The 2,710-nt window shown below is 69.9% G+C and carries 4 protein-coding genes; 2 read left to right on the top strand and 2 right to left on the bottom strand.

What is annotated here, in order from left to right; translation table 11 throughout:
* On the bottom strand, positions 1-368 hold a 368-nt coding region (locus tag QK444_RS35200; protein WP_282786308.1), incomplete at its 3' end, for an NAD(P)-binding protein.
* Positions 369-912: 544 nt separating this feature from the next.
* Positions 913-1,518 (bottom strand): GNAT family N-acetyltransferase, encoded by a 606-nt coding sequence (locus QK444_RS35195; protein WP_282786307.1) that lies wholly within the window; start codon positions 1,516-1,518, stop codon positions 913-915.
* Positions 1,519-1,711: 193 nt separating this feature from the next.
* Between QK444_RS35195 and QK444_RS35190 the strand changes: the two genes are divergently transcribed.
* Positions 1,712-2,152, top strand: a complete 441-nt coding sequence (locus QK444_RS35190) for an SAV_6107 family HEPN domain-containing protein (RefSeq protein WP_039812420.1) — start codon at positions 1,712-1,714, stop codon at positions 2,150-2,152.
* A 126-nt stretch (positions 2,153-2,278) separates the two neighbouring features.
* Complete coding sequence (locus QK444_RS35185; RefSeq protein WP_282786306.1) at positions 2,279-2,701, top strand: DUF3040 domain-containing protein; 423 nt, start codon at positions 2,279-2,281, stop codon at positions 2,699-2,701.
* Positions 2,702-2,710 lie beyond the last annotated feature (9 nt).

The raw sequence follows: 2,710 nt of genomic DNA, 5'->3' as shown, positions 1-2,710 counted from the left end.
GCCTCGGCCTCCCGTTCCCCGCACGCCGCGGCGATGGACGCGCAGGTCCGGTCCACGTCTCGATGGAAGATCAGCGGCGGCTCATGCCCGCCCCCGGGCGGCGCGGGCGCGAAACCCCAGGGATCGCAGTCGATATAGCGCAGCCCGAACCGCTCCAGCTCGAGCTCCTCGATGATCCCGGTGTGGCGCACCATGATGTGCGCCGACGACCCGCGGTCCACCTGATGTCCGGGAAACCGCTCCACGGTGGACACCGCCCCGCCGATCACGGTATCCCGCTCCAGCACCTCCACCGCGTGCCCGTCCCGCGCGAGATAACAGGCGGCGACGAGCGCATTGTGCCCGGACCCGACCACGATCACCCGCACGCCCGCACCCCTCCCCGCGCGAATCCGCCACGTGCCCACCGGATCGCGTGCCGCGTGGTGTGGGTGTGTGCCCGCCGGCTCTCGTGTCGGGCGAGGCCGCTGTGTGCCTGCCGCGTCTGGTGCCGGGTGAGGCCGCTGCATGTCGACCGGCTCTCGTGCCGCGTGAATCGGCCGCGTGTCCGCCGTGTCTGGTGTCGCGTGAGGCCGCTGTGTGCCCGCCGGATCTCGTGCCGCGTGAGGCCGCTGTGTGCCCACCGCGTCTCGTGTCGGGATCCGCCGTGTGCTTGCCGTGTCTCGTGTCGGGTGGAGCCGCTGTGTGCTTGCCGGATCTCATATCGGGTGCAGCCGCTGCGTGCCCACCGCGCCCTGGCGGCCAGGGCGCCGTGACTCGGCTCATGACCTGGTTGTGGTGGCACCGCCATCCTTCGGGGGTACGTGACGCGCTCGCGGTCGTCTCGGCGGGCGTGACCGTCTTCGGCGTGGGGTCGCGGGGGCTGCGGGCGATCGTTACGGGGTGTGACGCGAACGCTGTCCGGTGTTGCGTTCACAGCGGCAGCCGCCGGCCCAGGACGGCGAAACGCCTGGTGTCACCGGAGAAGACGAAGTGGCGCACGATATCGCCGAAGCCTTGGCGGCGGTAGAGGCGCCAGGCGCGGTTGGCCTCCTGGTCCACCTCGGGGGTGGACAGCAGCACCATGCGTTCGGGGCGGTTGGCCAGCAGGCGGGCCAGCAGGGTTTCGCCGATGCCGCGGCCCTGCGCGGCGGGGTGCACATGTAGTTCGGTGAGTTCGAAATAGTCGGAGAGCAGGTCGCGGGCCGCGTATTCGGGCCAGCCGGTGCGCCGCATGCCGGTGTACACCTGCTGATGCCACCACTGGTGCGGCGCACCGCGATAGCCGTAGGCGATCGCCAGTACCGGGGCGGTGCGCAGGTCCAGGCGGCCGTCGTCGTCGGGGAGCAGCGCGGCGACGGCCTGCCAGCCGGGCCGGGTGGTGTGCTCGGTCCACATGGGGGCGCGGTGGTGTTCGGTGCCCGGCGGATAGTCCATGGCCGCGACGTACACCGCGAGGGCGTCGGCGAGCCGGGCGCGCATGGTCGCGGCCGACAGATCGACGACGACGGGCGTGGGTTTCGGGGTGACGGCGGTCATGTGGGGCAGACGCGACTTCCGTGTGCGCTGGGATCCGGTGCGGCGAAGCGCCGGAACTTGTCGGTGGCTCTCTCTATATTCAAACTCAATTGAATCCTTCGAATACCTGTTCGATCTTCGGCGGTGGCCGTCACCGGTCGCACGATGGGCAAGATGCCTGGTGGATCAGGGTATGCGAGAGGGGAGGTACCCGATGACCGGGAAAACTGAACGTCCGGGCCGTCCGGGCCGGGCCGGTGAGCTGTTGCGGCGCGCCGACGGTCTGCTCATGCAGGCGGCGGGGGAGAGGGATCCGGCCGAGCGCTTCCGCACCGCCTATCTGGCGGCCCTGCGCGGCGCGGGCGCGGTGCTCGCGCTGACCGGAGTCGACCGGATGCCGCGGGCGCGTTCGCGCAATGCCTGGGTGCTCATGCAGAAGGCGGCCCCCGAATTCATCATGTGGTCGGACTACTTCAGCGCCCAGTCGGAGACGCGCGCGGCGCTGGAGGCCGGTCTACCACGGGAGATCGACGACGCCAAGGCCGACGAGTTCGCTTCGCGGGTAGGCGCATTCCTGCACGACGTGGACGATCTGCTCGCCGCGGCGGCCAAAACGAGACCCTCCACGGGGTGGATCGCGGGAATGCTGGCTTGAACATCGGCCGAGTAGGTGGTCCGGTTCTGATCGAACTCGTATCATTGGTGGCAGACAGCCGCCAAGGTCGGCTATCCGTCGCTTACCCGGAGGCGACCGCCACTACCTAGTGCCGGGGGAGGTACCGTGCCACTCTCCGAGCACGAGCAGCGCATGCTCGAACAGATCGAGAGCGCGCTCTATGCTGAGGATCCCAAGTTCGCGTCGACCGTACGAGGCGGGCGGCTACGTTCCGCCACCGGCCGTCGCAGACTGCAAGCGGCCGCGCTCTTCGTCCTCGGCCTGTTCCTACTCGTCGCGGGCATTGCCGCCCCGATCAAGCTCGGGGACTTCCCGATCATCAGCCTGGTCGGGTTCATCGTGATGTTCGGAGCGGGCGTGCTGTTGCTGATGGGTGGCCCCCGACTGGGCGCCACCTCCGGCGGCGGCGAGGGCGATCCGACATCGGGTGCGAATCCCGGTGGCGGGCGCGGTCGCCCGAAGAAGGCGGGCGGATTCTCCGCCCGGATGGAAGACCGCTTCCGGCGGCGCTTCGAACAGGACAATTGACGGCCGGGC

The sequence above is a fragment of the Nocardia sp. CC201C genome, from assembly GCF_030010695.1.
GTDB lineage: Bacteria > Actinomycetota > Actinomycetes > Mycobacteriales > Mycobacteriaceae > Nocardia > Nocardia otitidiscaviarum.
Note: the sequence above shows the minus strand (reverse complement) of the source record. Positions and strands in the feature narration are given on the sequence as shown.

What these genes read in the sequence shown, in the direction of transcription:
- QK444_RS35190 (WP_039812420.1), top strand. Translation starts at nt 1,712, where the DNA reads ATGACCGGGAAAACTGAACGTCCGGGCCGTCCGGGCCGGGCCGGTGAG.
- QK444_RS35195 (WP_282786307.1), bottom strand. Translation starts at nt 1,518, where the DNA reads ATGACCGCCGTCACCCCGAAACCCACGCCCGTCGTCGTCGATCTGTCG.